This window comes from Salinicola salarius, assembly GCF_003206135.1.
In the GTDB taxonomy this organism is placed as follows: Bacteria; Pseudomonadota; Gammaproteobacteria; order Pseudomonadales; family Halomonadaceae; genus Salinicola; species Salinicola salarius.
Genome location: NZ_PZJT01000014.1, coordinates 16,411 through 42,331, shown reverse-complemented (window position 1 = coordinate 42,331; position 25,921 = coordinate 16,411). Strand labels below are relative to the sequence as shown.

The window sequence follows — 25,921 nt, the reverse complement described above, 5'->3', positions numbered from 1 at the left end:
CCCGCGCCCGGAGCGTGCCTGTGCTACTGAACAGCCTGATCCTGATATTGACCGTTGCGGGCATGGAGATCGCGGCGGCGCTGATCCATCGCTACGTCATGCACGGCTTTGGCTGGGGCTGGCATCGCTCGCATCACGAGCCGCACCAAAAACGGTTCGAGCTGAACGATCTCTACGCCGTGGTCTTTGCCGCCATCGCCATCGTGCTCATCGCCTTGGGGACCCAGGGCGTCTGGCCGCTGCAGTGGATCGGTGCCGGCATGACCGCCTACGGGCTGCTCTACTTCATCGTTCACGACGGGCTGGTGCACAAGCGCTGGCCGTTTCGCTACATTCCGCGGCGCGGCTATCTCCAGCGCCTTTACCAGGCCCACCGCCTTCATCATGCCGTCAAGGAGCGCGAGCACGGAATCTCCTTCGGCTTTCTCTATGCGCCGCCGACGGACAAGCTGAAGGCGGAATTGCGTCGCCGTCGGCCGTCTTCCGCTAGCGAGGGCGCTGCCAGAGATGCGCGGGCCGAGGATCGGGTCGCCGTCCGCGAGCGCTGATCGCCTGCCCCGCCCCGGCCAGCAACAGCCCGATCTTCTCCGCCTTGCCGGTGCCCTGACGTCGATCCCAGGCGTGTTCTCCGGCCCCGGCGACCTTGACGCCGATCCGCCGATAGACGTCCCGCGCCGTGGCGACGGCCCAGGCCGAGCGCAACGGCAGGGCGGGCAGGCCGTCCCGCGCCGAGTCGTAGTAGGGCTCCGCCACGGCCACCAGCCGGCTGGCGAGAACGGCGAGGCGGTCGCGATGGCGCGACGCCGTGAGTTCATCGAGCGGTATGCCGACCTCGTCGAGCCAGGCCAGCGGCAGATAGCAGCGTCCGATCCGGGCGTCGTCGACGATATCCCTGGCGATGTTGGTGAGCTGGAAGGCGAGGCCCAGGTCGCAGGCACGATCCAGCACGGCTTCGTCTCGCACGCCCATGACACGCGCCATCATCAGCCCCACCACGCCCGCGACGTGATAGCAGTAGCGCAGCGTGTCCGACAGATGCGGATAGGTCTCGCCGCGTACGTCCATGGCGTAGCCTTCCAGATGATCGAACGCCTGCGACTGGGGAATCTGGTGGGTCAGCGCGACTTCCTGAAACGCGGCAAAGGCCGGGTCCGACATGGACGCTCCGGCGTAGGCTTGCCGCGTGGCGGCTTTGAGTTGCGCCAGGCGCTGCTCGGGTGTGTCGGGGCTTGCTCCGAGGTCCGTCTCGAAGCCCAGCGTCTGACCGTCGATCACGTCATCGCAGTGACGGCACCAGGCGTAGAGCATCAGCGCGGATCGCCGCGTGCGCGGCTCGAAGAGCTTCGAAGCGGTAGCGAAGCTCTTCGAGCCCACCGCCATGGTGCGGGTCGCGTGGTCGAGCAGCGCCTCGCTCATGTTGACGCCTCTCGCTTGCCCAGATCCTCGATCATCAGTCCGGCGGTCGCCTGGGCGGAGCCAATGACGCCGGGTATCCCCGCACCGGGATGCGTGCCTGCGCCGACCAGGTAGAGATTGTCGATCCGGCTGTCGCGATTGTGGGGCCGGAACCAGGCGCTCTGGGTCAGGATCGGCTCGATCGAAAACGCCGAGCCCTGATAGGCATTCAGCGTATCGCGGAAATCGAACGGGGTGATGTGACGGTGGGTCACCAGTTGACTGCGCAGGCCCGGCATGTAGTTCGCTTCCAGATAATCGAAGATCCGCTCGCGCAGGCGAGGGCCCTCGATTTCCCAGTCGAGATTGGCGGTGCCCAGGTGCGGGACCGGCGCCAGCACGTAGTAGGCGCCGCAGCCCGGTGGGGCGAGCGACGGGTCGGTGACGCAGGGCGCATGCAGATAGAGCGAGAAATCGTCGGCCAGCGCGTCCTTGTTGAAGATCTCGTCGATCAGCTCGCGATAGCGCGGCCCGAAGCAGACCGTGTGGTGCGCCAGTTGGGTGTGGTTGTGGTCGAGGCCGAAATAGAGGACGAACAGCGAATTGCTCATCCGCTTGCGCTTGAGGCTCGCGGTAGCCTTCATGCCGCGTGGGTGATGGCCGAGCAACGTCTCGTAGGTGTGGACGACATCGGCATTGGAGGCCACCGCACGCGCCTCGAGCCGGCGGCCGTCCGCGAGCGTGACTGCGCTGATGCGATCGCCTTGGGTCTCCAGCCGTTCGACCCTGGCGTCGAGCGCGATCTCGCCGCCGATGTCCTCGAACAGCCTGACCATCGCGTTGACCAGCGCACCGGTGCCGCCGCGGGGAAACCACACGCCCCATTCGCGCTCGAGAGCATGGATCAGGGTATAGATCGACGAGGTCGAGAACGGATTGCCGCCCACCAGCAGCGAGTGGAACGAGAACGCCTGGCGCAGATGCTCGTCCTCGACGAAGCTCGATACCATGCTGTAGACGCTGCGCCACGCCTGCAATCGGGTGAGCTGCGGCGCGGCCTTGAGCATGTCGCGAAACGACAGGAACGGCTTGGCGCCGAGCTTGAGGTAGCCCTCCCGGAACACGTCGCGGGAATAGTCGAGAAAGCGCCGGTAGCCTTCCACGTCGCTCGGGTTGAGCCGGCGAATCTGCGCTTCCAGGTTCGCCTGATCGTTGTCGTAGTCGAACACCTCCCCCGTTTCCCAGCAGAGCCGGTAGAAGGGCGTGACAGGCAACAGCTCCACGTAGTCGGAAAGCGACTTGCCGGCAAGCGTGAACAGCGACTCGATGGCGCTGGGGTCGGTGATCACCGTGGGGCCGGCGTCGAAGGTGAAGCCTTCGTCCTCGTAGACGTAGGCCCGCCCGCCGGGCTTGTCGCGGCTCTCCAGCAACAGCGTGGGAATACCCGCCGCCTGCAGGCGAATGGCAAGCGCCAGACCGCCGAAGCCGGCGCCGATCACGATCGTTTTCTTCATTGAAAAGCCCTTGGCCGAATCATCGAAAATCATCCAGGCGCGGCGTCCGTTTCAGCACCGCCCGGGCCGCTTCGACGACCGGGACGGGCGGTTTGCCAACGAGAATTCGCAGCTTGTCGGCACGCTTCAACTGGCCGGCGTAGAAGCGCGCGATCAACCCGGCGTCGAGCCCGTAGAAACGCTGCATGACGCGAAAGCGCTCGTCGGGCCGGCCGGCGAGGAACAGCATGCGATTGAGCATGCGAAAGAAGCGCTGCTGACGCCAATGCGTTGCGGCGAAGCGATGAATCAGCGCGGACAGCGCTGATGCCCCGAGCGGCATGCGCTCGGCGATGCGATCCGCCAGCGCCGCGGCCGTCGGCAGCGAATAACCGGTGGTGGCATGGAACAGCCCGGCACGCAGGCCGCTGGCCGGCTGGTTCGCCAGCGGCGCCCGGAAAGCCTCGAAGTCGCCGGCCAGCGTGATCGGCAGGCTGCCTTGCTCCTCCCGCACCAGCGCCTGCCGTTGCCAGCCCCGAGCCTCGGCGTAGCGCACGAGATTGGCGCGGGCGCGATCAGCATCGAGGCCGGCGCTATCGACGTAGTGGGTGTCCTCGATCAGGAGTTCGGTCGGCGACAACGGCAGCGTATAGACGAAGCGATAGCCGCCCTGCTGGTCGACGGTGGCATCCATCAGGGTCGGTCTGACGAGACCATGCGGCGTGGCGAGTCGCCACTGCTGGCCGACGAAGGCCTGGAAACCGATGGTCAGATGCGGTGAAAGGCGATAGCCCCGACCGTCGATCACGGCGCGGGCCTCGAGTCGCTCTCCGTCGGCGAGCGTGACGCTGCATGGCGAGACGTTGTCGACCGGGGCGTTGGTGCGCAGATCGTCGCCGAGGGTGTCCGCCAGGGCCGCGGCGAAGCGTTCCGACGTGATGCTGAGATAGTCGCCGGGGAGCGTTCGCGTGAGCTCGGGAAAGCGCACGTCATAGCCGGACCAGCGGTGCGCCACCAGCGGGGCGAGCCAGTCGCATTGGGCCGGCGTGAGGTCGGTGCCGTGAAACGACCAGGTGTGATTGCCGCCGGCGTGTGGCCCCGCTTCCAGCATCAGAATCGCGAGGTCCGGCTGGCGCTGCTTCAGCCGCCATGCGATCAGGCCGTTGGCAAGCCCAGCCCCCACCAGAATGAGATCCCATGGTCGACTCATGACGCCACCTTCATCGGTATCGGTCCGAGCGCCAGCTCGACGATGCCGGCCGCCCGTTCGGCGCCGTCGGCCGACCGCAGCGAAATGGCCGCGTCGTCGAGGCGCCGGCGGCAGGCGTCATCCGTCAGCAGCGTCTTGAGCGCTCGCGCCAGGCGGATGCTGCCGCTCCGGCGGGAAACCCGTTGACCCAGCCCGTGCCAGACCAGCCTGGCGGCGACGCCGGGCTGGTCGAAGGCGATCGGCATGACGAGCATCGGCGTCGAGGTGGCGATCGCATCGACGACGGTGTTCAGGCCGCCATGGGTGATCACCGCCTGTGCCTGGCGCAGCGTTACGCGCTGGTCGGCAAAATCGGTGACAAAGGTGGCACCGTGGTCTTTCAATGCCTCCGCCCGGGCGGGAGGCAAACCGCCGCAGTGCGCGATCGCCAGCTGAACATCGAGACGACGACAGGCACGGGCGATCGCCTTGAAGCGACCGTAGCGGTGACCCTGCAGCGTACCCAGCGAGGCGAAGACGAACGGGCGTGCGGGATCGATCGGCCAGGCGTCTCGTCTCTTTTCCGTATCGCCTTTCGCCCGGCGCAGCGGGCCGACGGCATGGAAGTTCGCCGGCAGCCCGTGGCGGGGGAAGTCCAGCGTTGCCGGTGTCTGGCTGATCTGCGCCAGGGGCGACAGGCATTCATGCAGCCCGGTGCGATGTCGCAGGCCGAAGGAGCTCGCATGATGCGCGATCACCCGAGCGTGAGGACGCATCAATCGATCGTGGATCGCCTCGCTGGTCGCATACATTCGCCGGGCGCGCTCGTCGGTGGCATAGCGGAACGGCATCACCGGCAGCGGCAGCGCCGGCTCGCGATTGATCGGCAGCGCGCAGGCCGCCGACACGAACGGCAGCGCCATCGCCTCGGCAACGAGGCCGCCGGCCGCTTCCATCTGATCGGCGATGATCCCGTCCACGCCGAGGCGTTCGAGCGCGCTTGGCAGCTCCCGGCAAAGCATGTCGGTCGTCGCGGCCATGTCGGCAATGAGCCGGCGTATCGAAAGCCCGGTCGGATGCGCGGCCAATCGATGACTGCGCGCCAGACTGCCGGCGGGGTGCGTGTGCAACCCGACCGGCTCGAAGCCGATGCGAGCATCGTGGACGAGCGTGCGGGCTTCCTGCTGGTGGACGAAGGTGACGCGATGGCCGCGATCGATCAACACGCCCGCCAGCGCCTGCAGCGCCTGGAAATGGCTGTAGAGGGCGGGCGCGATGACGGCGTAGTGACTCAATCCCGCCCCTCCCGACCGAGGAGTGGCGCGCGCTTGAGCGCGGCGAGATCGGCGCTGCCGGTGCAGAAGCAGGCGATGCGAAGCTGATCGATGACGACGCGAAAATGGCGAATGACGGCCTCGCTGGAATCGGTGGCGCCGGCGAGCGTCGCGGCCGCCTGGCCGGCGAGATCGGCGCCCAGTGCCAACGCCTTGGCCGCATCGATGCCATCGGCAATACCGCCGGAGGCGATCAGTGGCGTCGTCGGCAGGGCCCGGCGAATGTCGCGGACGGCTTCGGCGGTGGGAATGCCCCAGTCCGCGAACGCCATCGCCACGGCGCGCTGGTGCGGTTCCGCGGCGCGTTCGCCCTCGACCGCCGCCCAGGAGGTGCCGCCGGCACCCGCGACGTCGAGCATCGCCACGCCGGCATCTATCAGTCGGCGAGCCACGCCGACGGACAGCCCGGCGCCGACTTCCTTGGCGATCAGCGGGACGTCCAGCGTGCCGGCGATCTGCTCGATGGCGTCGAGCACGCCGCGCCAGTTCCGATCACCGCCGTTCTGGACCGCCTCCTGAAGCGGGTTGAGGTGAACGATCAAGGCGTCGGCGTCGATCATCTCCACTGCACGGCGAGCATAGTCGCGCCCGCGCCGCCCCTTGAGCTGGGCGGCGCCGAGATTGGCCAGCAGCGGAACGTCGGGGGCGATCTCGCGCAGGGTATGGTCGAGCCCCACATTGGCGTCGCTCTCGATGGCGATGCGCTGGGAGCCCACGCCCATCGCCAGGCCCAGGGTCTGTGCTGCCTGTGCCAGATGGCGATTGATGGTCAGCGCGCGTTCGGCGCCGCCGGTCATGGAGCTGATCAGCAGCGGGGCTTTCAGCGGTTTGCCGAAGAGCGTGGTGCCGAGGTCGATGCGATCGAGATCGAGCTCGGGCAGGGCGCAGTGTTCGAAGCGAAAGCGCTCGAATCCGGCCCGGGTTCGAGATCTGGCCCGCTCCGGATCGAGGACGATATCCAGATGATCGTTCTTGCGTTGCAGCAGTTCCGCGTCCTTCATGAATTCTCCATGGCCCTGAGGGATACGCCGTAAGGCATTGCCGATCTTCTACAGCGCTGGCGGGGCGCAAGAGCGGGACGGGAACTACTGGAAATCCGCCAGCTGCCGTTCGAACCAGGCGTGCATGAAACGACGCGTCGAACCCTGCTGACCGCAGGCATGAGTGAAGTGGTCTTCGGCGCTGTGCAGGTGATCGCGCAAGCGCTGTCGCACTGCCTCGGCGCCGAGTGTCGCCACGAGCGTCGATTTGCCGAGATCCTTGCCGGCGTCCTTGCCGGTGTTGTCGTGGCCATCGGCCAGATCGTCGAGCAGCTGGAACGCCTGGCCCAGATCCTGCGCGAAGCAGCGCAGCCGTTGCCGCACCATGGGGGCGGCATCCGCGGCGATGGCAGCCAACTGGAGCGTGGCGCCGAACAGCATGCTGGTCTTGAGTTCGTTGGTGGCGACGATGTCGTCTTCCCCGCGGGGAAGGTTGCCCTCTTGCAGGTCGAGGAACTGGCCTTGAACCAGTCCCTGCAGGCCCACGGCAGCGGAGAGCTCGGAAACCGCCTGGTTGCGCGATTCGCTCGAAAGCCCCTCGACCGAGGCCACGACGCCGAAGGCGTTACTGAGCAGCGCCACGGCGGCGAGAATGGCGACATGCTCGCCGAACTGGCGATGGATCGTCGGCCGGCCGCGTCGCAGCATGGCGTTGTCCATGCAGGGGATGTCGTCGAGCATCAACGAGGCGGCATGAATCATCTCCACCGCGCAGGCCAGGTCGAGCAGGCCCGGGTGATGCGCATCGCAGCCCAGGTCGCGGGCGGTGAGAATCAGCAGTAGCGGCCGGATGCGCTTTCCCGGCGTCAGCGTACCCTCGCGCATCGCGGCGCTGACGAGATCGCGTTGACTGCCGGCGGGCAGGAGTTGTTCGAGACGCCGCTGCAGCGTCTCCTTGAGCAACGCCAGCTCCTCGTCCGGGGGCGGGGTCTTTTCTGCGGTGTGAGCGGTCATGGTCACTTCCCTGCTGTCGCCATGTTGCGGTGCGCGTCGATACGGACGGTATCGGCCCGGACATCCCTGTCCCGGCGGTGAGGCGGCGCTACGAACTCGCGCATGAACGCGATGTTTCGGTAAGCGTGCGTAAATCCTACATTACCCTGTCCGAGTCCGCCTCGTCGCCGCCGGGAGGTTCGCTTCGCTGTGCCCGGTAGTCCGTGTCGGTAGAAAGTGGCGCCCGTCCGACATCTACGCATGCCTGGCGTGTATGGATGCAGGGCCGCTGCAGGCCGGGCCTATTGCGACTCCAGGACCGCCGAACACTGATCGAGCGTCTTGTCGAGCTCGGGCGGTCGGCTGTCGTTCTCGTCGCTCGGATCGTACTCTCGCTGCATCTTGCGCACCTCGGCCTCGCTGAAGCGTGCCTGCAGCGCTTCCGTCACGCACTCGCAATAGCGTTCGACCTTGGGGCCTTCGATGCCGCTGGCCGTGATGTTGGCCCGGCATTGGGCCCGGGAAGCCTCGATGGCCTTTGTCGACCACGGCGGCGGTGGCGTCTCTTCATCCTGCGTCTGTGCATGAGCCGCCACGGCGAAGGCGCAGCAGAGTGCCGCACTGAAAGTGAGGCGAAGCCATAGGGACATGATGGGTTCTCCTGAAGGGCAGCTCTCGGGAGGCTTTTCGAGGGGTGCTCCGGCAAGCGCTTGCCAAGACGAGTGGAGACGGCCGAAACGAGTACCGCTGCCTTTTACTCTAGAGATTTCACGGCTGGCTGCCATTAATCATAGGTGTGGCCGGTTGACCGGTTGATGAGGGAAGTGGCCGGTATGAGCCCCCGCCACGTAAACCCTGCCACGCCATGATCCCTGAAATGCAAAACGCCCGTCAGGCAGGGCCTGAACGGGCGTTTCGAAATTCTTGGTCGGAATAGCAGGATTCGAACCTACGACCTCTGCCTCCCGAAGGCAGCGCTCTACCAAGCTGAGCTATATTCCGATGTCATTGCCGGGCCGTTGCCACTCAGGCTAGCTCGACGGGGGTGAATTATACTCATCCGAAGGCGCGGTGCAACCCTGATCTTGCACCCTTTTAGACGTCGCGTTCGACAGCCACTCGTGTCAGCGCTTCCATGCTGTCGCGATAGGGGCTGGGCGCGAGGATTTCGAGCTGAGCACGGGCCAGGCTCGCCATCTCTTCGGCACGCTGCTGGGTATATTCGAGGGCGCCCGTTTCACGCACGATGGCGAGCACCTCGTCCAGGCGTTCCAGGCCGCCATCGGTAATCGCCTGCCGGATCAGCGCGGCCTGTTCGGGCGAGCCCGTGCGCATCGCATGGATCAGCGGCAGCGTCGGTTTGCCTTCGGCAAGATCGTCTCCCACGTTCTTGCCCATGGTCTCGGCGTCGCCCTGGTAATCGAGCAGGTCGTCGATCAGCTGGAAGGCGAGCCCCAGGTAGCGGCCGTAGAGCTGCAGCGCCTGTTCCTGCTCGGCGTCGGCGCCGGCGAGGATGGCGCCGCTATGAGAGGCCGCTTCGAACAGCATCGCGGTCTTGCCCTGGATGGTGTCGAAGTAGTCCGACTCTTCGATATCGGCGTTGCCGATGTTGGTCAACTGCTGGACTTCGCCCTCGGCAATGATGCAGGTAGCGCCGGAGAGCACCTGCATGATCCGCATCGAGCCGACCTCGACCATCATCTGGAACGAGCGCGAGTAGAGGAAGTCGCCGACCAGTACCGAAGGGGCGTTGCCCCAGGTGTCGTTGGCGGTGGCCTTGCCACGGCGCCGGCTCGACTCATCGACGACATCGTCATGCAGCAGCGTGGAGGTGTGCATGAACTCGATCAGCGTCGCCAGGATGATGTGCTTGTCGCCGGGGACGCTCTCGTCTCTGGAATAGCCCAGCGCCCGCGCCGCCAGCAGCACCAGCAGCGGGCGCAGACGCTTGCCACCGCTTTCGATGATGTACTGGCCGATGGTTTCGACCAGTGGAATTCGCGACGCCAGTTGATCGAGGATCGTACGATTGACGGCGGCGAAGTCCTCAGCCACCGATGCATGGATGGATGCAGCGTTGGATTGCATGGTCGGCTTGTCAATGAATCGGGTGGGGTCGTTCGGCTTCTCGGGCCGGGAGACGACGTGTGGGGGTATGCTAGGTGGCCCCCTCAGGTGCGTCAACCGACGTGGCGCTCGGCGGTTGCCCATCCGCCGGAACGCGCGCGGGCCGGGCGCGCAAGTAAGGTTGCCTGGCATGGCGTGAGCCGTTATAATCCGCCGCCCAACTCATCATGCTCCCTGTCAGATGGTTGCCGGAAGGGGCACCACTCGCCGCAGGTCGATGAAAGAGCGCCAACCCCGATGAGTGTTTGGAGAATCTTATGTACGCTGTTATCAAGAGTGGCGGTAAGCAGTACCGCGTGCAGGAAGGTCAGACGCTGAAGCTCGAGAAGCTGGAAGTGCCGACCGGTGAAACCCTGGAATTCGACCAGGTTCTGCTGGTTGCCGACGGCGACGACATCAAGGTCGGCGCTCCGCTGGTCGGCGGCGCCAAGGTGTCTGCCGAGATCGTCTCGCACGGTCGTGGCGACAAGGTGCAGATCATCAAGTTCCGTCGTCGCAAGCATCACATGAAGCGTCAGGGCCACCGTCAGTGGTTTACTGAAGTCAAGATCACTGGAATCTCCGCTTAAGCGGAACATTCCCCCAGAAAGAGGTATTCGCCATGGCTCATAAGAAGGCCGCCGGTAGTACGCGTAACGGTCGCGATTCCGAATCCAAACGCCTGGGTGTCAAGCTGTACGGTGGACAGAAGGCTACGGCCGGTAACATCATCGTTCGCCAGCGCGGCACCAAGTTCCATGCGGGAACCGGTGTGGGTATCGGCAAGGACCACACGCTGTTCGCTCTGAATGACGGCGTCATCAAGTTCGAGCAGAAAGGCCCGAGAAACCGCAAGTTCGTGAGCGTGGTCTCCGCCTGAGACGTCACGAACCTTGTATGAAAAGCCCCGCCCAGGCGGGGCTTTTTTGTTTTTGCCGTATTATTCTTGCAGCATCCACGCGTGCGGCACCTGCCGCCGGGAGAGTGACATGCAGTTCGTCGATGAAACCTCGATCACCGTCGAAGCCGGCAGAGGCGGCAATGGCTGTCTCAGCTTCCGGCGTGAAAAGTTCGTGCCCAAGGGTGGCCCTGACGGTGGCGATGGCGGCCACGGCGGCAATGTCTATCTGATCGGCGACGAGTCGCTGAACACGCTGATCGACTTCAAGTTCCAGCGCTTCTACAAGGCGCAGAGCGGTCAGCAGGGGCAGGGGCGTCAGATGAGCGGCAAGGCCGGCGACGACCTGCACGTCAAGGTGCCGGTGGGCACGACGGTGATCGACGAGGATACCCTCGAGGTGATCGCCGATGTCACGGCGGAAGGTCAGGTGGTGCTGGTGGCACAGGGTGGGCGCCGGGGGCTCGGCAATATCCACTTCAAGTCCTCGACCAACCGCGCGCCGCGGCGAACCACGCCGGGCACCGAAGGCGAACGGCGCAAGCTGCGCCTGGAAATGAAGGTGATGGCCGATGTCGGCTTGCTGGGGCTGCCCAATGCCGGCAAGTCGACGCTGATCCGGGCGGTCTCCGCCGCCAAGCCGAAAGTGGCCAACTATCCGTTCACCACGCTGGTGCCCAACCTGGGCGTGGTCAAGCTCGGGACTCACGAGCACTTCGTGATGGCAGACGTGCCCGGGCTGATCGAAGGGGCCTCCGATGGCGCCGGACTGGGACTGCGCTTTCTCAAGCACCTGACGCGCACGCGGCTGCTGCTGCACGTGGTCGATGCGGCGCCGTTCGACGAGTCCGATCCCGTCGCGGCGGTCGAGGCGATCGCCCGGGAACTGGAGCAGTTCTCGCAGACGCTGGCGGAGTTGCCGCGCTGGCTGGTGATCAACAAGCTCGACCTGCTGCCGGCGGAAGATCGCGAGGCGCGCGTGGCGGACATCGTCTCCCGGCTCGGCTGGCAGGGTCCAGTATTCCTGATTTCGGCGATCTCCAGCGACGGCACCGGGGAGCTGGTGCAGGCCGCGCATCGCTGGCTGACCGAGCAGCGCCAGCTGGAGAACGACGACGAGGAGGCCGCCGAGCGCGAGCGCGAGATGCGTCGGCGCATGGAGGCCGAGTCGGTGGCGCGGGTGGAGGCGCACCAGACCCGCCTGCGCGTCAAGCGTGGTGAAGCCGTCGAGGAGTTCGACGATGACGACGACGATCACGACGTCGAGGTGGAATACGTTCGTTGAGGGTAACCGTGATTCGGGTCATGACAGGCGGGCAGTCGGGCGGAGAATGAGATGGCGACGGAAGAGCGAGCAGGGCGCGGCGTACTCGAGGGCGCGAAGCGTGTCGTGGTCAAGATCGGCAGCGCCCTGCTGACCAACGATGGCCGTGGCCTCGACGCGGCGGCGATCGGTGGCTGGGTCGATCAGATGGCAGAGCTGCACCGCCGGGGTGTGGAAGTCGTGCTGGTGTCGTCCGGCTCCATTGCCGAGGGCATGGTGCGCTTGGGCTGGCATACGCGCCCGACCGCCGTGCACGAGCTTCAGGCGGCCGCCGCCGTGGGGCAGAGCGGACTCTCCCAGTGTTACGAAACGCATTTTGCCCGCCACGGCTTGCGCAGCGCCCAGGTGTTGCTGACCCATGACGATCTCTCCAATCGCAAGCGCTACCTGAACGCGCGTTCCGCGCTACGCACTCTGGTTCAGCTCGATGTGGTCCCGGTGATCAACGAGAACGATACCGTGGTCACCGACGAGATCCGCTTCGGCGACAACGACACCCTGGGGGCGCTGGTCGCCAACCTGCTCGAGGCCGATGCGCTGCTGATCCTGACCGATCAGGAAGGTCTGTTCGATGCCGACCCGCGTCACGATCCCGACGCCCGGCTGATCAGCGAAGGCCAGGCCGACGATCCCGAGCTGGATGCCGTTGCTGGCGGAGGTGGCGTGCTGGGTCGCGGCGGCATGGCGACCAAGCTGCGCGCCGCCCGGCTGGCGGCACGTTCCGGCGCGGTCACCGCGATCGCCAGCGGGCGCCAGCCGGCGGTGCTGACCCGGCTGCTCGAGGGCGAGTCGCTGGGAACGCTGCTGCATCCCGATCATGCACCGCTGGCGGCACGCAAGCGCTGGCTCGCCGGTCAGCTGCAGGTGCGTGGCACGCTGACGCTGGATGACGGCGCGGTCAACGTCCTGCGTTCCCAGGGGTCGAGCCTGCTGCCGGTGGGCGTCAAGCAGGTGCAGGGCACCTTTCGGCGCGGCGACATGGTGGTCTGCGTCGACGAGCAGGGCGGGCGCGTTGCCAAGGGGCTGATCAACTATTCAAGCGTCGACGCGGCCCGGCTGCTGGGGCAGCCCAGTCAGCGCATCGCCGACATTCTCGGCTACATGGAAGCGCCGGAGCTGATCCATCGGGACAATCTGGTGGTGATCTGAGGGCGGCAGGCCGCGCCAGTTGGCGCTGGTATCGTGCTTGGGCCTTGTGATAGAATCCCGCATCCTCTCAGACATGGCCCGTTGAAGACTGCGAAAATGGCAGTCGAAGTGGCTCCCGAAGCATGATGAATTCGGGCGTCATTGAACATTCGGCCGAATCATTCAGGGTTGCCTGAAGCGGTTTCGAGGCTGGCCTGGGTGATTTAACTTACAGAATTGACTGTCAACATCTCCAAGGAGTCGACGGTGGCGAATACCAAGCAGGCGCGCAAGCGCGCACGTCAGGCGGAAGACCGCCGCAAGCTCAACGCTAGTCAGCGTTCCATGGTTCGTACCTACATCAAGCGTGTGATCAAGGCCATCCAGGCTGGCGATCAGGCGCAGGCGAACAGCGAATTCAAGGCCGCTCAGCCGGTCATCGATCGCATCGCCGACAAGGACGCCATGTCCAAGAAGAAAGCTGCACGCATCAAGAGCCGCTTGAACAAGCGAATTAAGGCGCTGGCTGCCTGAGCCGGACGCGCTTGATGAAAAACCGGCTTCGGCCGGTTTTTTTGTGGCTGCCTTCCGTGGCCCTCGTATCGAGAACATCGCATCGAGGTCGCCGTATGGGCGGCGAAGCGTGCGAATCCCCTGGAGCGAGTGACGGCGCGTCATGAACGAACAGCACGGCCCTGTGGACAAGACGCCAGACGATACGCCGGCAGACGTGGCGGCCGCGGAGACGGCTACCCCGGTCTCGCGTCGCGGGCTGCTGCGTTCCGGCATGGTGGTCAGCACGATGACGCTGCTGTCGCGTGTGCTCGGCCTGGCGCGGGACGTCGTGATAGCCGCGTTGCTGGGTGCCGGCAGCGGTGCCGATGCGTTCTTCGTGGCGTTCAAGATCCCCAACTTCATGCGACGGCTGTTCGCCGAAGGGGCATTCAACCAGGCGTTCGTGCCGGTGCTGTCGGAATACGCCACGCAGCGTACGCGCGCGGAAGTTCGCGAGCTGCTCGACGCGGTCTCCGGCAGTCTCAGTGTCGTGCTGGCGCTGATCACCGCGCTGGCCATCGCTGCCGCGCCGTGGCTCGTGTGGCTGTTCGCGCCGGGCTTCCAGGCCGACCCCGGCAAGCTGGCGCTGACGGCGGAGATGCTGCGGCTGACCTTTCCGTACCTGTTGCTGATCTCGTTGACGGCGTTCGCCGGCAGCGTGCTCAACACCTGGGAGCGGTTCGCGATACCCGCCTTCACGCCAGTGCTGCTCAATGTCTGCCTGATCGGCGCCGCGCTGTGGCTGACCCCGTTGATGAGCGACCCGGCGCTGGGACTGGCCTGGGGCGTCCTGATTGCCGGTGCGGCGCAGCTGCTGTTTCAGCTGCCGTTCCTGGCCCGTCTGGGACTGATGCCGCGTCCGAAGGCACGGTTCAGGCACCCTGGCGTCCGGCGCATTCTGCGCCTGATGGCCCCGGCGCTGTTCGGGGTGTCGGTCTCGCAGATCAATCTGTTGCTGGATACGGTGCTGGCCTCGTTTCTGGTCTCGGGCAGCGTCTCCTGGCTCTACTATTCCGATCGCCTGGTGGAACTGCCGCTGGGCGTGTTCGGGATCGCGATTGCCACTGTGATCCTGCCGGCGCTCTCCAAGCGCCATGCGGACCAGTCCCGGGATCACTTCGCGCGCATGCTGGACTGGGCGCTGCGCATGGTGCTGCTGATCGGGCTGCCGGCAGCGCTGGCGTTGATCCTGCTGGCCGAGCCGCTACTGGTCAGCCTGTTTCACTACGGGGCGATGACCGACCACGACGTGATCATGGCCGCGCGCAGCCTGAGGGCCTATGCACTGGGGCTGTTGGCGTTCATGCTGATCAAGGTGCTGGCGCCGGGCTACTTCGCGCGCCAGGACACCAAGACGCCGGTCAAGATCGGCATCGTGGCGATGTTCGCCAACATGGTCATGAACTTGGCGCTCATCGTGCCGCTGGCTCACGCCGGCCTGGCGCTGGCCACCGCACTGTCGGCGTTTCTCAACGCGGGGTTGCTGGGCCTGGGGCTGCGCCGGCAGGGCGTGCTGCGCTTCCAGCCCGGCTGGGGCCGCTATGCCGTGCAGGTCGTCGGCGGTTGTCTGGTGATGAGCGTGGGCTTGTGGTGGTGCTCGCCGGACTGGCATGCCTGGGTCACCTGGGGCGCGCTGCACCGGGCCGGGGTGCTGGCCGCGCTGGTGGTCGGTGGCGCCGCCCTCTATTTTGGCTGGCTGGCACTCAGCGGCGTCCGGTTGAGAGACTTTCGCCTGCAGGGCTGAGAGGTCCAGGCCGCTTTTGGTTACGGGGCAAGCCCTTTGGTTATAATGACGCCCTTTTATGCAGAAATGCGGTTCGCGCTGAAACGGGAACAGACCCCATGGAACTGATCCGAGGCTTGCACAATTTGCCGTCCGCCAACGATGCCGCGCAGGGTACGGCCGCGCGTGGCTGTGTGGCGACCATCGGCAACTTCGATGGGGTGCATCTGGGCCACCAGGCCATTCTCGAGCAGCTGCAGACGCTGTCCCGGGCACAGGGGCTGCCGGTCACGGTGGTGATCTTCGAGCCGCAGCCACGCGAGTATTTCGCCGGCGATCAGGCACCGCCGCGGCTGACACGGCTGCGCGACAAGGTCGCGTTGCTCAAGGCCCACGGCGCCGATCGAATCCTGTGCCTGCCGTTCAACGATGCACTGCGCAGTCTGACCGCGCAGCAGTTCGTCGAACGGGTGTTGATCGAAGGCCTGCAGGTCAGGCACCTGGTCGTCGGCGACGATTTCCGCTTCGGCTGCGACCGCGCCGGGGATTTCGCGCTGCTGCAGGCGGTGGGACGCGAACGGGGCTTTGCCGTCGAGCACACGCGGACCTTCGCCCTCGACGACGAGCGCGTTTCGAGCACGCGGGTACGGACGCTGCTGGCCAGCGGCAACTTCTTCCAGGCCGCACGCATGCTGGGCCGGCCCTACGGCTATCAGGGGCGAGTCGTCCGTGATCGCCAGCTGGGACGCACCATCGGCGTGCCCACTGCCAACATTCCGTTGACCCGACGACCCATGGCGCTGCGCGGCGTGTTCGCCTGTGCCGCGCGCTTGCCGAGCGGGGAGTGGGGCGCCGGTGTCGCCAACATCGGTTGGCGCCCGACGGTGGGTGCCGACCGGCCGATCCTCGAGGTACATCTGCTGGATCGCGAGGTCGAGCTGTACGGCCAGACCCTGACCGTCGTGCCCTGCGCCCGGCTGCGCGGCGAAACCAAATTCGACGATTTCGGCGCGCTGGTTACCCAGATTCATCGAGATATCGACAACGCCCGCCGCTATTTCGGGCAGCGCGATCCTCATGTTCCCGAAGCGGCCCGCGCCGATGTGAACCACGCCATCGAAGAGATCTGCGCCGCCACCTTGCCCCAGGCGCAGTTTCCGCTGGCATCGGCGCCGCTGTCCGAGAATTCGCATGGCGGTACGCATGCGGGGCCGGCACCGCATGAATCCCGAGACGACTGAACAGTCTGAGCGATCTGACAAATAGCCCTGAACGACCCGAGACAGCCTTGAGCGATCTGACAAATAGCCCTGAGCGACCCGAGACAGCCTTGAGCGATCTGACAAATAGTCTTGAGCGATCTGAAACAGCCCTGAGCGACCCGAGACAGCCCTGAGCGACCTGAAAACAGCCCTGAGCGGACCCAAAAGCCATGAGCGACTATAAGCACACGCTGAATCTGCCATCGACCGACTTCCCCATGCGCGGCAATCTGCCGGCTCGGGAGCCGAGCCGAATTGCGCAGTGGAACGACATGAACCTCTACGCCAAGCTGCGTGAGGCGCGTCGGGGGCGCGAGCGGTTCGTGCTTCACGATGGCCCGCCGTACGCCAACGGCAGCATTCACATCGGGCACGCGGTCAACAAGCTGCTCAAGGACTTCATCGTCAAGTCGAAGAGTCTGGCCGGCTTTGACGCGCCCTACGTCCCGGGCTGGGATTGCCACGGCCTGCCGATCGAGCACAAGGTCGAGACCACCCACGGCAAGCATCTGCCGGCGGATGAAGCGCGTGCGTTGTGTCGCGAGTACGCTGCCGCCCAGGTCGAGGTGCAGAAGGAAGGTTTCGTGCGGCTGGGCGTCCAGGGTGACTGGGACAACCCGTACCTGACCATGAACTTCGCCAACGAAGCGGGCGAAATCCGCGCGCTGGCCGAGATGGTCAAGGGCGGCTACGTGTTCAAGGGGCTCAAGCCGGTCAACTGGTGCTTCGATTGCGGCTCGGCACTGGCCGAAGCCGAGGTCGAATACCAGGACAAGCAGTCCGATGCCATTGATGTCGCCTTCCCCAGCGTCGACGATGCCGGGCTGGCGGCCGCGTTCGGGCTGGCGTCGCTGGCCAAGCCGGCGGCGGCCGTGATCTGGACCACCACGCCCTGGACCATCCCGGCCAACCAGGCGATGAACGTGCATCCCGACTTCGTTTACGCGCTGGTCGATACCGGCGAGCGCCTGCTGGTTCTCGCCGAAGAGCTGGTCGAGTCGAGCCTGGAACGCTTCGGCCTGACCGGCGAGACCATCGCTACGGCGCCGGGTGCGAGCCTCGAGAACCTCGCCTTCCGCCATCCGCTGGCGAGCCTGGATGCAGGCTACGATCGCGTCTCGCCGATCTACGTGGCCGCTTACGTCGAGCTGGGTGCCGGCACCGGCATCGTCCACTCGTCGCCCGCCTATGGCGAAGACGACTTCTACACCTGCCGCCAGTACGGCATGAGTTTCGACGAGATTCGCAATCCGGTGCAGAGCAACGGTGTCTATGCCGCCGATCTGCCGCTGTTCGGCGGGCAGATGATCTGGAAGGCCAATCCGCACATCGTCGCCAGCCTGGAAGAGGCGGGCGCGCTGATGGCGCACGAGAAGATCACCCACAGCTACATGCACTGTTGGCGCCACAAGACGCCGGTGATCTATCGCGCCACGGCGCAGTGGTTCGTGGGTATGGATCGCGAGGGCAGCGATGGCAAGACGCTGCGTGACAAGGCGTTGGCCGGCGTCGACGCCACCGATTTCATTCCCGGCTGGGGGCAGGCGCGTCTGCACTCGATGATCGCCAACCGCCCTGACTGGTGCATCTCGCGTCAGCGCAACTGGGGCGTGCCGATCCCGTTCTTCCTCGACAAGGCGAGCGGCGAGCTGCATCCGCGCACCGTCGAGCTGATGGAAGCCGTGGCCAAGCGCGTCGAGCAGGAAGGCATCGATGCCTGGTTCAAGCTGGACCCGAGCGAGCTGCTGGGCAACGAGGCGGACCAGTACGAGAAGGTCACCGACACACTCGACGTCTGGTTCGATTCCGGCACCACGCACTGGCACGTGCTGCGCGGGTCGCATCCGTTGGGGCACGAACACGGGCCGCGCGCGGATCTCTACCTCGAGGGCTCGGATCAGCACCGCGGCTGGTTCCATTCGTCGCTGCTGACCGGCTGCGCCATCGATGGCCATCCTCCGTACAAGTCGCTGCTGACCCACGGTTTCACCGTCGATGAGAAGGGCCGCAAGATGTCCAAGTCATTGGGCAACGTGGTCGCGCCGCAGCAGGTGATGGACAAGCTCGGCGCCGATATCCTGCGCCTGTGGGTCGCCTCCACCGACTACTCCGGCGAGATGGCGGTGTCCGACGAGATCCTCAAGCGCACCGCCGATGTCTATCGCCGGATCCGCAACACCTCGCGCTTTCTGCTCGGCAACCTGAGCGGCTTCGAGCCGAGCCGCGATGCCGTGGCGTTCGACGACATGCTGGCGCTGGACCGCTGGGCCGTGGATCGTGCCGCCGAACTGCAGGCGCGCATTCAGAAGGCCTACGCCGACTATCGCTTCCGCGACGTCTACCAGCAGGTGCACGATTTCTGCGCGCGGGACATGGGCGGTTTCTACCTCGACATCATCAAGGATCGTCAGTACACCACCCAGCCCGACTCGCTGGCGCGGCGCAGCTGCCAGACCGCGCTCTATCATATCGTCGAGGCGCTCTCGCGCTGGGTGGCGCCGATCCTGTCGTTCACCGCCGAGGAGATCTACGAGAACATCCCCGGCGAACGCGGCGAGAGCGTGCATCTGGAGACCTACTACGAAGGCCTGAGCCAGCTGCCGGAAGACGCGCCGATGGGTCGCGCGTTCTGGGAGCAGGTGATCGCCGTCAAGCAGGCGGTCAACAAGCAGCTCGAGGATGCCCGCAACGCCGGCGTCATCAAGGGTGCTCTGGACAGCGAAGTGACGCTCTACGTCGATGACGCGCTGCATGCGCTGCTGTCGCGTTTCGAGGACGAACTGCGCTTCGTGCTGATCACGTCCGAGGCGACGCTCGAGCCGCTGGCGGGAGCGGGCGATGCCAAGGCCACTGAGCTGGATGGCCTAAAGGTCGCGGTTCGCATGAGTCCTTATGAGAAGGACGAGCGCAGTTGGGAGCGTCGCCCGGACGTGGGCACGAATCCAGAGCATCCGACGCTGTCGGCCCGCTCGATAGCCAACCTGCCTGACGGTCCGGGCGAGGTGCGCCGCTTTGCCTGATTCCGCCTCTCACCAACCCGTCGAGCGGGCGCCGATGCGGCGTCCGCTGCGCTGGCTGTGGCTGTCGCTGGTCGTCATCGTGCTTGATCTCGGCATCAAGGCGCTGGCTTCGGCGAATCTCGAGTACGGTCGGCCGCTGGAAGTGCTACCGTTCTTCAATCTGACGCTTCTGCACAACACCGGGGCGGCGTTCAGTTTCCTGGCCGAGCACGCAGGCTGGCAGCGCTGGCTGTTCGCGCTGATCGCCATCGGCGCTAGTATCGGCCTAACGGTGTGGCTCTCCCGTCTCAAGCGCGGCGAGACGCTGGCGGCGGTCTCGCTGGCGCTGGTGATCGGCGGCGCCATCGGCAACCTCTACGATCGCCTGGTTCACGGCTACGTGGTCGACTACCTGTCGTTCCACTGGGGCGATTGGTACTACCCGGCGTTCAACCTCGCCGATACCGCGATCACGCTGGGTGCGATCGGTCTGGTGCTGCAATCGCTGTTCGATTCGCGCCGGCCGAAAGCCTCCCGGGATTCCCGCAAGGGTCCATCTTCTTCGACTGATCAATCTTCTTCGACTGATCAATCTTCTTCGACCAGGGGTGACTCATGAGCGAAAACGGCCAGCACGACTATCGCATCGATGACGGAATGGAGGTCACACTGCATTTCACGGTGAAGCTCGAGGACGGCGAAGTCGTCGATTCGACCCGCGACAAGCAGCCGGCCACGTTCCAGCTCGGTGACGGCAATCTGCCGCCGGGCTTCGAGGCGCCACTCAAGGGCATGGCTGCCGGCGATGAAGGGGCGTTCGAGATCTCGCCCGAGCACGCCTTTGGCCAGCACAATCCGCAGAACGTGCAGCGGCTCTCTCGCGATGCGTTCGAGGAAGCCGTGGAGCCGGGCACGGTGATGTCGTTCGCCGACGCTGCCGGCGGCGAACTGCCCGGCGTGATCGCCAGCGTCGACGAGCGCCATGTCGAGGTCGACTTCAATCATCCGCTGGCAGGGCGTACCCTGACCTTCGAGGTGGAAATTCTGGACGTGAAGCCAGCCACGACTCATTGAATCCGGACTGCGCCTTCACCACGATATTCGGGCGTACCAAGCGAGGTCGCTATGCCAAAGGTTCCTACGCAAATCAAGCTGGCCAATCCCCGCGGTTTCTGCGCCGGCGTCGATCGTGCCATCGACATCGTCAATCGCGCGCTCGATGTCTTCGGGCCGCCCATCTATGTTCGCCATGAAGTCGTGCACAACCGTTTCGTGGTGGACTCGCTGCGGGAGCGTGGGGCGATCTTCGTCGAAGAGCTCGACGAGGTGCCCGACGACGTCATCGTGATCTTCTCCGCTCACGGCGTTTCCCGCGCCGTACAGGTGGAAGCCGAACGCCGTGGCCTCGAGATCTTCGATGCGACCTGCCCGCTGGTGACCAAGGTGCATATGGAAGTGCTGCGCTACGCCAAGCGCGGCCAGGAGTGCATCCTGATCGGCCATGCCGGCCATCCGGAAGTCGAGGGCACCATGGGGCGTTACGACGACAGCCACGGCGGGTCGATCTATCTCGTCGAAGACGAGGACGACGTCGCCAGGCTGCCGGTACGCGATCCCTCGCGGTTGGCATTCGTCACCCAGACGACGCTCTCGATGGACGATACCGCCAAGGTGATCGACGCGCTGCGCGAGCACTTTCCCGAGATTCAGGGGCCGCGCAAGGATGACATCTGCTATGCCACCCAGAACCGGCAGGATGCGGTGCGCGAACTGGCTGCAGGTTCCCAACTGGTGCTGGTCGTAGGCAGCGTCAACAGCTCCAACTCCAACCGGTTGCGCGAACTCTCCGAGCGAGTCGGCACGCCGGCCTATCTGATCGACGATGCCGAGCAGATCGAGCCGAGCTGGCTCGAAGGCGTCGAGACCATCGGCGTCACCGCCGGTGCCAGCGCCCCGGAAGTGCTGGTCAAGGGCGTGATCGACAGGCTCCAGGCGCTGGGCGCCGAGGCGCCGGAAGAACTCTCCGGGCGCGCCGAGACCATCACGTTTTCGATGCCGCGAGAGCTCAGGGAGCAGGTCATCGTCAGCGACTGACACTTCAACGCCTATTTGACGAAAAGCCGGACCAAGGTCCGGCTTTTTCATATACGATCGTCAGCCACTCCTGTATAGATTGATACAGACTGAAACAAACTATCGAGCAGGTATGTGATGCGAAAGCGTGAGGACGGCTTCACCTTGCTGGAGCTGATGATCGTCATGCTGATCGTGGCGATCCTGGCAAGTATTGCCTACCCCAGTTACACAAGTTACATGCAAAGCTCGCGGCGTACCTATGCCAAAACCGCCTTGATGGACATCGCGAGCCAACTGGAGCGCTGCTACGCCGACCTGGGCGCTTACTTCTCCAGTGCCGGTAACAGTGGCGCTTCGTGCGCGATTGCGGACCCGAGCGCCAGTAGCGTCGATTTGACAGAACGAGCGGAGACAGGCGGCTATTACCGGATTACCGGGAGTTCCGACGACAGCTGGGAAAGCGAGTACAAGCTGGAGGCGAAGCCCATCGGCTCACAGGCGGGAGATACTTGCGGCGTTTTCACGCTGGACCAGCTTGGCCGGCACGGGCTGGAAGACAACACGGATAGCCAAGCCAACTGTGGCTGGTAACCGGGACGTACGACAGGGCGGATTCACGCTGCTGGAGCTGTTGGCAACCCTCGCCATCGTCGCGATTCTGGCGTCAGTGGCCGTGCCGGGCATGCAGTCGCTGTTCACCCATAACCGCATTGCCAGCGACTATAACGACATTGCCGGCGGCTTGCGGCAGGCACGAAGCATGGCGATATCGGAGGGCGAGAGCGTTTCCGTCACGCTGGCACCGAGAGAAGGCGGCGGCTGGACACTGGTGGTTGATGGTCTGGATGGCCCACCGCTTAGAGAAAGCTTTCGGGGCGGCGGCGTGACGCGAACATGGAACGTTACGTTCAATGAGGTGGGCCGGTTACAGTGCGATTCCGACTCCCTGTGTCCGGAGAAGAAAATAGAGATTGCCGACAAAACATTGTGGATTTCCCCGATTGGCTATATCGGCAAACGAAATGATGACAAGACGCCATGATCGACAGTCGCTGCCTGTTCCCCCGTGTTGGGGCAGCGGCCGCGCCCGGGGCTTCAGCCTGATCGAAGTGCTGGTTGCGGTCGCGGTGCTGGGAATCGGCCTGCTGGCCGTCGGTGGCTTACAGCTCAAATCCCTTCAGGGGGCGCAGGCCGGATACCAGCGCACGCTCGCTTCGCTGGCGGCCCAGGATGCCGTCGAGCGTCTCTGGGCGGCCCACAAGGCCGGGGCAGGAGGAAGCGAGTGTCCGAAGGGTAGCGAGATCGCGGCCGACTGGTACGACAACTGGCAATCCCACCTTCCTGGCCTTTTGTCCGGAAATGCAGTCAAGCAGAAGACCAAGTCGTCGGCTGACAGTGCATCGGGCGACAGTTGCGATTACACCATCGAGGTGAGATGGGAAAACGGCGGCGATTCTGTAACGTACAGCTACGAAGTCGGACTGCCCAAGTTAGGAACATGAACGTGAACCTGAACGGGAACGTGGACGCCGAGCGCTATCCGGCCCGCCACCGTGGATTTGGCCTGGTCGAGTTGCTGATCGCCATGGCGATCGGGCTGCTGATAGCGCTGGGGGCCGAAAGGCTCTTCATGATCGGCATACAGAATCAGCAGGCGACGCAGCGGCTAAGTCAGCGCCAGGCCGTCCTGTCCTATTTGGCTGATAGCCTGATCGGAGATATTCGCCGTGCGATCGACGTGACGATCGAGAATGACGATGAAGGCGAAGTCGTCATCCTGACACTGGGAGACGGTGACGAAAGAACCTATCGCTGGAGCGGTGACCCCGATAGCGAGGATGGGCTGAGTCTTTATGTCGACGGGCAGCCCGTTCTCAATGGTTTCTCTCACCTAGACGTGCCGAAAGACAAGTGCGAAACCGCGGCGAACGAGTTGTGTCCAGTCACCATCACGTTCGAGAACAACAAGGAGATCACCCTTGTCGTCATGAATCGCAATCAGTCCATGGGAGCCTTGTAGATATGCAGAAGGGATATGGAAGGCTTGCCATGAAGAGACAAGGTGGCGCTGCCTTGATCGTGGTGCTTGGCATCGTAGCGATATCGACCATGATTGGCCTGGCTAGCATGCAGTCGTCGCAGATCGACGAGAAAATGGCCGGCAACTATAAACTGTCCACCAGAACGGCTCTGTTCACGGAACGTACCGCCATGTCACTGGCTTCCGAAGTGCGCGCTGGTGCCTCCGCCATTACCTTGCCCAGCAATATCGACATGGATCAGGACGGCTTTCAAAGTTTCGCCGCGAAGACCGAGAATGACGGCGGCAAGAGCTGTCTGATCGAGGCTGCTGATGATATGACCGCAGCCGCCTGCTATATCGAAGTGCCCGAGGGCGAGGAGTTTCAGGACAGAAAAGCGGGCAACTATATCGTTGCCTGGAGTGCCATATCACGAGGCTCGAAGCCGTTCGTGGGCCAGCCATTGATTATTGAGGTGGATGGCGGTACGTCTGGTGGTGCATATGGTTCGGTGTTGCTGGGCTGTGAGGGTGTCAATGTATCAGGCGGTGGTGCTATAGATAGTTATGATTCTCGTGAAGGAAGCTACGGTGGTGAGAATCAGGGGCGTAGTAACGCGAAAATCCAATCCAATGCTCCGGGAGGCGATATTGTCCTGAGTACGGGGCAACCGTTTTATGGAGATGTTGTGTCGTCGGGGGGAATCGAAGTCGGCAATTCTGGCACTATCTACGGTAATCTGAAGGCGAATGGAGACATCGTAATTAGTAATGGTGGGGCGGATATTCGAGGCAATGTCGCGTCAAATCAGGCGATACGTCTGACCGGCAGCGGTACCATCGCAGGTAATGCCGAAGCGAACACGGAAATCGTGACCGGTAATTGGGGGTCAAGTATCGAAGGCAATGCCACCGCGCCAGTCGTACGCACCACGACCAATCGCGATGTAGAGGAGCAGGTGGGCGGAAGCATTAATCGCTCGTCACCCAACGTGGGCAAGGTGGCGACATCGAGCTGCGATTCCTTTATCACATCCGATGGCGCGACGATCGGTGATTTGAGCGATGCGCTGACACCTTATGCCTCGTCGGGTAGCCTATCGATCGGTGGCGGCAATCGGACCTATAAATTGACGCCGTACGGGATACAGGTACCTGCGGACAGTAACAATAACAGCGTACCCAACCCCGAGCGCTATCAGGTCACGCGTGATGTCATGATCGACGGCGTGTTTCCCGAGCCCACCAACGTACTGGTGCTGGATAGTTTTTCGCTGGGCGGCAGCGCCAATTTCGTCGTGGACGGTGGCGACATGACGCTCTACGTCAAGGGCGATATCAACATCGGAGGCGGCGCCACGTTCAGCGTTGCCGAAGGCAGTTCATTGAAAATAGTTACCGATGGGCGTTTTAGTCTGTCCAGTGGCCTGGATGTTGCCTCCGACAGCCCGACCGATGAAGAGGGCAACCCGATCCTGTCCCTCTACTCGACTTTTGACGATGGTGATGCCCCCGCCTGGAATGCAGGCGTCAATATCACCGGAAGCTCTGCATTCAAGGGCACCATTTTTGCGCCGTACAGCACCGTGAACGTCGCTGGCAGCGGGGGGTTGTATGGCGCCGTGAAAGGCAGACGTGTCGAGGTGTCCGGCGGCGCGGGCATCCATTACGACGAGGCGCTGATGGAATCGACCGTAGGCACCAATGGTGAGAGTGCCGGGGGGACGGGAGGGATCTCTTTCACCTGGCTGTAAATGAGTGCACTACTCGCTCCGCTCGCCCTTCGGACGTTCTGAATGCGGTTCAGTGAGCTGATTTTACCGCCGTCTGGCCGAGCGCAGGCAATTTCGTACAGAGCCTGATCAGCAGCCGGGCGGTGTCTCTCCGGATGTTCGTATTCTTCCCAGATTGCTCAGAACCACCTGAGCCCCTTCGCCATACTGGCCACAGATCTCGAAAGTACCGTTATGGCCTGTCGACCAGCCCATCGGCTTGAAGCGCACGAGGCGCCCATCGTTCCGGTAGGTGACGGAAACGACCTGGCTGGCGCTCAGCTCCCGGAGAACGATTTCGTCCTCCAGCGTGTCGTCATCGGCGGGGCCCTGCACGATCATCAGGGGTGCCGTCCAGTCTTCGGGGGTGCAAACCTGGCGGTCATGACTGGGGCATATCGTCATGGTCGTATGTCGTGTGATGGCAAGGCTTCTCGCCAACTGCAGGGCATTGCGCAAGCGCAGAACTTCGGTCGAGACGCGCTGCTGTGCCATCAACCTCTGGATACTTGGCGTGACCATCGTGACGAGGATCGTGAGCACGACAAGAACGATCAGCAACTCGATCAGCGTAAAACCTGCTTGTCGCGTCCGCTTTTCGTAACGGCCAGCAGGCGATTGTGAAGGTGTCGCGCGAGAGTCCATTGCGGCGTCCGGGGTCTGAGCAAGTGATA

General features: G+C 64.2%; 26 protein-coding genes and 1 tRNA gene. 17 read left to right on the top strand and 10 right to left on the bottom strand.

What is annotated here, in order from left to right; genetic code table 11:
* Window positions 1-20 precede the first annotated feature (20 nt).
* Window positions 21-548: a sterol desaturase family protein gene (locus DOM32_RS13510; RefSeq protein ID WP_244179930.1), complete on the top strand. Its 528-nt coding sequence runs from the start codon at window positions 21-23 to the stop codon at window positions 546-548.
* Here the strand turns inward: DOM32_RS13510 and crtB are convergent.
* The 9 genes from crtB to ispB form a co-directional block, all read right to left on the bottom strand.
* Window positions 487-1,416: a 15-cis-phytoene synthase CrtB gene (gene crtB, locus DOM32_RS13505; protein WP_110635341.1), complete on the bottom strand. Its 930-nt coding sequence runs from the start codon at window positions 1,414-1,416 to the stop codon at window positions 487-489. The genes DOM32_RS13510 and crtB overlap by 62 nt on opposite strands.
* Window positions 1,413-2,909, bottom strand: coding sequence for a phytoene desaturase (locus DOM32_RS13500; protein WP_110635375.1), 1,497 nt, complete (start codon window positions 2,907-2,909; stop codon window positions 1,413-1,415). Before DOM32_RS13500 ends, crtB begins: the two co-directional genes overlap by 4 nt.
* Before the next feature lie 19 nt (window positions 2,910-2,928).
* Complete coding sequence (gene crtY, locus DOM32_RS13495) at window positions 2,929-4,098, bottom strand: lycopene beta-cyclase CrtY (RefSeq protein WP_110635338.1); 1,170 nt, start codon at window positions 4,096-4,098, stop codon at window positions 2,929-2,931.
* A complete protein-coding gene (locus DOM32_RS13490) occupies window positions 4,095-5,372 on the bottom strand; it encodes a glycosyltransferase (RefSeq protein ID WP_110635334.1) in 1,278 nt (425 codons plus the stop codon). Before DOM32_RS13490 ends, crtY begins: the two co-directional genes overlap by 4 nt.
* Entirely contained in the window at window positions 5,369-6,412 is a 1,044-nt protein-coding gene (gene fni, locus DOM32_RS13485) for a type 2 isopentenyl-diphosphate Delta-isomerase (protein ID WP_110635331.1), read from the bottom strand. The genes DOM32_RS13490 and fni overlap by 4 nt, the downstream gene beginning before the upstream one ends.
* Window positions 6,413-6,496: 84 nt before the next feature.
* Entirely contained in the window at window positions 6,497-7,405 is a 909-nt protein-coding gene (locus tag DOM32_RS13480; RefSeq protein WP_110635328.1) for a polyprenyl synthetase family protein, read from the bottom strand.
* Window positions 7,406-7,686: 281 nt separating this feature from the next.
* Entirely contained in the window at window positions 7,687-8,034 is a 348-nt protein-coding gene (locus tag DOM32_RS13475; RefSeq protein ID WP_110635326.1) for a hypothetical protein, read from the bottom strand.
* Between the two features lie 275 nt (window positions 8,035-8,309).
* Window positions 8,310-8,386, bottom strand: a tRNA-Pro gene (locus DOM32_RS13470).
* 93 nt (window positions 8,387-8,479) lie between these two features.
* The gene (ispB, locus tag DOM32_RS13465; RefSeq protein ID WP_110635323.1) at window positions 8,480-9,472 is read right to left on the bottom strand and encodes an octaprenyl diphosphate synthase; all 993 of its coding nucleotides are present in this window, start codon (window positions 9,470-9,472) and stop codon (window positions 8,480-8,482) included.
* Between the two features lie 296 nt (window positions 9,473-9,768).
* On the opposite strand from ispB, the gene rplU reads away from it, so the two are divergent.
* The 16 genes from rplU to DOM32_RS13385 all read left to right on the top strand — a co-directional run bounded on the left by rplU (window position 9,769) and on the right by DOM32_RS13385 (window position 25,229).
* Window positions 9,769-10,080, top strand: coding sequence for a 50S ribosomal protein L21 (gene rplU, locus DOM32_RS13460; RefSeq protein ID WP_071230753.1), 312 nt, complete (start codon window positions 9,769-9,771; stop codon window positions 10,078-10,080).
* A 32-nt stretch (window positions 10,081-10,112) separates the two neighbouring features.
* Window positions 10,113-10,370 (top strand): 50S ribosomal protein L27, encoded by a 258-nt coding sequence (gene rpmA, locus DOM32_RS13455; RefSeq protein ID WP_071230754.1) that lies wholly within the window; start codon window positions 10,113-10,115, stop codon window positions 10,368-10,370.
* Between the two features lie 109 nt (window positions 10,371-10,479).
* Window positions 10,480-11,673 (top strand): Obg family GTPase CgtA, encoded by a 1,194-nt coding sequence (gene cgtA / locus DOM32_RS13450; protein WP_110635320.1) that lies wholly within the window; start codon window positions 10,480-10,482, stop codon window positions 11,671-11,673.
* 51 nt (window positions 11,674-11,724) lie between these two features.
* Window positions 11,725-12,861, top strand: a complete 1,137-nt coding sequence (gene proB, locus DOM32_RS13445; RefSeq protein ID WP_071230756.1) for a glutamate 5-kinase — start codon at window positions 11,725-11,727, stop codon at window positions 12,859-12,861.
* A 246-nt stretch (window positions 12,862-13,107) separates the two neighbouring features.
* A complete protein-coding gene (rpsT, locus tag DOM32_RS13440; protein WP_071230757.1) occupies window positions 13,108-13,374 on the top strand; it encodes a 30S ribosomal protein S20 in 267 nt (88 codons plus the stop codon).
* 142 nt (window positions 13,375-13,516) lie between these two features.
* The gene (gene murJ / locus DOM32_RS13435; RefSeq protein WP_110635317.1) at window positions 13,517-15,139 is read left to right on the top strand and encodes a murein biosynthesis integral membrane protein MurJ; all 1,623 of its coding nucleotides are present in this window, start codon (window positions 13,517-13,519) and stop codon (window positions 15,137-15,139) included.
* 98 nt (window positions 15,140-15,237) lie between these two features.
* Entirely contained in the window at window positions 15,238-16,359 is a 1,122-nt protein-coding gene (gene ribF, locus DOM32_RS13430) for a bifunctional riboflavin kinase/FAD synthetase (protein ID WP_110635314.1), read from the top strand.
* Window positions 16,360-16,550: 191 nt separating this feature from the next.
* Window positions 16,551-19,400, top strand: coding sequence for an isoleucine--tRNA ligase (gene ileS / locus DOM32_RS13425; RefSeq protein ID WP_110635312.1), 2,850 nt, complete (start codon window positions 16,551-16,553; stop codon window positions 19,398-19,400).
* Between the two features lie 34 nt (window positions 19,401-19,434).
* Complete coding sequence (gene lspA / locus DOM32_RS13420; RefSeq protein WP_110635309.1) at window positions 19,435-19,998, top strand: signal peptidase II; 564 nt, start codon at window positions 19,435-19,437, stop codon at window positions 19,996-19,998.
* Entirely contained in the window at window positions 19,995-20,453 is a 459-nt protein-coding gene (gene fkpB / locus DOM32_RS13415; RefSeq protein ID WP_110635306.1) for an FKBP-type peptidyl-prolyl cis-trans isomerase, read from the top strand. Before lspA ends, fkpB begins: the two co-directional genes overlap by 4 nt.
* 51 nt (window positions 20,454-20,504) lie before the next feature.
* Entirely contained in the window at window positions 20,505-21,473 is a 969-nt protein-coding gene (gene ispH, locus DOM32_RS13410; RefSeq protein ID WP_110635303.1) for a 4-hydroxy-3-methylbut-2-enyl diphosphate reductase, read from the top strand.
* A 117-nt stretch (window positions 21,474-21,590) separates the two neighbouring features.
* Window positions 21,591-22,046: a type IV pilin protein gene (locus DOM32_RS13405; protein ID WP_071230762.1), complete on the top strand. Its 456-nt coding sequence runs from the start codon at window positions 21,591-21,593 to the stop codon at window positions 22,044-22,046.
* Window positions 22,036-22,497 carry a GspH/FimT family pseudopilin gene (locus tag DOM32_RS13400; protein ID WP_276233078.1) on the top strand — a complete coding sequence of 154 codons (462 nt, stop codon included), beginning with the start codon at window positions 22,036-22,038 and terminating at the stop codon, window positions 22,495-22,497. Before DOM32_RS13405 ends, DOM32_RS13400 begins: the two co-directional genes overlap by 11 nt.
* Window positions 22,478-22,957, top strand: a complete 480-nt coding sequence (locus DOM32_RS13395) for a type IV pilus modification PilV family protein (protein ID WP_244179929.1) — start codon at window positions 22,478-22,480, stop codon at window positions 22,955-22,957. The genes DOM32_RS13400 and DOM32_RS13395 overlap by 20 nt, the downstream gene beginning before the upstream one ends.
* 20 nt (window positions 22,958-22,977) lie before the next feature.
* Window positions 22,978-23,475 (top strand): PilW family protein, encoded by a 498-nt coding sequence (locus tag DOM32_RS13390; protein WP_157957079.1) that lies wholly within the window; start codon window positions 22,978-22,980, stop codon window positions 23,473-23,475.
* A 29-nt stretch (window positions 23,476-23,504) separates the two neighbouring features.
* The gene (locus DOM32_RS13385; RefSeq protein ID WP_157957078.1) at window positions 23,505-25,229 is read left to right on the top strand and encodes a DUF7305 domain-containing protein; all 1,725 of its coding nucleotides are present in this window, start codon (window positions 23,505-23,507) and stop codon (window positions 25,227-25,229) included.
* A 108-nt stretch (window positions 25,230-25,337) separates the two neighbouring features.
* Here DOM32_RS13385 and DOM32_RS13380 read toward each other — a convergent pair whose 3' ends face one another.
* On the bottom strand, window positions 25,338-25,892 hold the full coding sequence (locus DOM32_RS13380) for a GspH/FimT family pseudopilin (protein ID WP_110635288.1): 555 nt from the start codon (window positions 25,890-25,892) through the stop codon (window positions 25,338-25,340).
* Between the last annotated feature and the right edge of the window lie 29 nt (window positions 25,893-25,921).

What these genes read in the sequence shown, in the direction of transcription:
- crtB (WP_110635341.1), bottom strand. Translation starts at nt 1,416, where the DNA reads ATGAGCGAGGCGCTGCTCGACCACGCGACCCGCACCATGGCGGTGGGC.
- DOM32_RS13500 (WP_110635375.1), bottom strand. Translation starts at nt 2,909, where the DNA reads ATGAAGAAAACGATCGTGATCGGCGCCGGCTTCGGCGGTCTGGCGCTT.
- crtY (WP_110635338.1), bottom strand. Translation starts at nt 4,098, where the DNA reads ATGAGTCGACCATGGGATCTCATTCTGGTGGGGGCTGGGCTTGCCAAC.
- fni (WP_110635331.1), bottom strand. Translation starts at nt 6,412, where the DNA reads ATGAAGGACGCGGAACTGCTGCAACGCAAGAACGATCATCTGGATATC.
- DOM32_RS13480 (WP_110635328.1), bottom strand. Translation starts at nt 7,405, where the DNA reads ATGACCGCTCACACCGCAGAAAAGACCCCGCCCCCGGACGAGGAGCTG.
- DOM32_RS13475 (WP_110635326.1), bottom strand. Translation starts at nt 8,034, where the DNA reads ATGTCCCTATGGCTTCGCCTCACTTTCAGTGCGGCACTCTGCTGCGCC.
- ispB (WP_110635323.1), bottom strand. Translation starts at nt 9,472, where the DNA reads ATGCAATCCAACGCTGCATCCATCCATGCATCGGTGGCTGAGGACTTC.
- rplU (WP_071230753.1), top strand. Translation starts at nt 9,769, where the DNA reads ATGTACGCTGTTATCAAGAGTGGCGGTAAGCAGTACCGCGTGCAGGAA.
- rpmA (WP_071230754.1), top strand. Translation starts at nt 10,113, where the DNA reads ATGGCTCATAAGAAGGCCGCCGGTAGTACGCGTAACGGTCGCGATTCC.
- cgtA (WP_110635320.1), top strand. Translation starts at nt 10,480, where the DNA reads ATGCAGTTCGTCGATGAAACCTCGATCACCGTCGAAGCCGGCAGAGGC.
- proB (WP_071230756.1), top strand. Translation starts at nt 11,725, where the DNA reads ATGGCGACGGAAGAGCGAGCAGGGCGCGGCGTACTCGAGGGCGCGAAG.
- murJ (WP_110635317.1), top strand. Translation starts at nt 13,517, where the DNA reads ATGAACGAACAGCACGGCCCTGTGGACAAGACGCCAGACGATACGCCG.
- ribF (WP_110635314.1), top strand. Translation starts at nt 15,238, where the DNA reads ATGGAACTGATCCGAGGCTTGCACAATTTGCCGTCCGCCAACGATGCC.
- ileS (WP_110635312.1), top strand. Translation starts at nt 16,551, where the DNA reads ATGAGCGACTATAAGCACACGCTGAATCTGCCATCGACCGACTTCCCC.
- lspA (WP_110635309.1), top strand. Translation starts at nt 19,435, where the DNA reads ATGCGGCGTCCGCTGCGCTGGCTGTGGCTGTCGCTGGTCGTCATCGTG.
- fkpB (WP_110635306.1), top strand. Translation starts at nt 19,995, where the DNA reads ATGAGCGAAAACGGCCAGCACGACTATCGCATCGATGACGGAATGGAG.
- ispH (WP_110635303.1), top strand. Translation starts at nt 20,505, where the DNA reads ATGCCAAAGGTTCCTACGCAAATCAAGCTGGCCAATCCCCGCGGTTTC.
- DOM32_RS13405 (WP_071230762.1), top strand. Translation starts at nt 21,591, where the DNA reads ATGCGAAAGCGTGAGGACGGCTTCACCTTGCTGGAGCTGATGATCGTC.
- DOM32_RS13395 (WP_244179929.1), top strand. Translation starts at nt 22,478, where the DNA reads ATGATGACAAGACGCCATGATCGACAGTCGCTGCCTGTTCCCCCGTGT.
- DOM32_RS13385 (WP_157957078.1), top strand. Translation starts at nt 23,505, where the DNA reads ATGAAGAGACAAGGTGGCGCTGCCTTGATCGTGGTGCTTGGCATCGTA.
- DOM32_RS13380 (WP_110635288.1), bottom strand. Translation starts at nt 25,892, where the DNA reads ATGGACTCTCGCGCGACACCTTCACAATCGCCTGCTGGCCGTTACGAA.